2 protein-coding genes are annotated in these 1,160 nt (G+C 42.0%); both read left to right on the forward strand.

The features are described 5' to 3' along the window. Positions 1-526 (forward strand): AAA-like domain-containing protein (locus tag F6K49_RS51280; RefSeq protein ID WP_293110624.1); only part of this gene is annotated, 526 nt, incomplete at its 5' end. Further along, positions 516-1,160 (forward strand): AAA-like domain-containing protein (locus tag F6K49_RS51285; RefSeq protein ID WP_293110626.1); only part of this gene is annotated, 645 nt, incomplete at its 3' end. The genes F6K49_RS51280 and F6K49_RS51285, both read left to right, overlap by 11 nt.

Here is a 1,160-nt window from a genome sequence, read left to right on the forward strand (position 1 = left end):
AGATATGAATAGGACGCCGTGTAATGTGGGAATACATATAGAATTACTAGAGTTTAGTGATCCACAGGTGAAGAGACTTGCCCAGGGTTATGGTTTGACCTTGTCTGTGGATTCAGTAACGAAACTGATGGCAATGGTGGGGGGACATCCTGATTTATTGTCCCAAGGGTTTGATTATCTCAAGAATCACCAACCAGCCGAGAAAACCCTCGATACCATTTTGGCTAATGCCCCCACAGAAGCCGGAATTTATGGCAGTCATCTGTACTTACTGTTAACTAGTATTCAAAAGCATCCCAAATTGCTGGAAGCGATTAAACTATTACTTAGTACAACCAACCCAGTGCGCCTGGATGCTACTATCACTCGCAAGTTGGAAAGTATGGGATTGGTGCAGCGCCATGGCAATGATTGTAGTTTGATATCTAATTTGTATCGTCAGTATTTTAGCGATCGCATTTTAGGAAGTAGGGAGTCGGGAGTCGGGAATCGGGAGTCGGGAGTCGGGAGCAACAATGAACAATGAAGAATCAACAATCTACAAAGTTGGGGGTAGTTTAGCTTACGATGAACCCACTTATGTGAAGCGACAAGCTGATCATGATCTTTTTCAGGCATTGATGGCTGGGGAGTTTTGTTATGTGCTCAATTCCCGACAGATGGGTAAGTCCAGTTTGCGGGTACGAACCATGGAAAAGCTAACAAAGGCGGGAGTAGCTTGTGCCTCTATTGATGTTACCAGGATTGGCAATGAAGTAACGTCACAGCAGTGGTATGGCAGTTTGATTAGAAGTCTTGCTAAGAGTTTTAAATTGAAGGGAAAAATCAAGATAATTCCATGGTTAAAAGAGCGTGATAGATTCTCCCCAGTGCAGTGGTTAGATGAGTTTATTGAGTCGGTTATCCTAGACGAATTAAGTCAACCGATTGTTATTTTTATCGATGAAATTGATAGTATAATTAAAGTTAAATTTAAAGATGATTTTTTTGCATTAATTAGGGCGTGTTACAATCAAAGAGCCGAAAATCCAGCATACAATCGTCTAAGGTTTTGTTTGCTGGGGGTGGCAACTCCCGCAGATTTAATTCAGGATAAACAACGCACCCCGTTTAATAATGGTCGGGATATTCGCTTGACTGGGTTTACTTTTCAGGAAGCC

This window comes from Moorena sp. SIO3I6, from assembly GCF_010672095.1.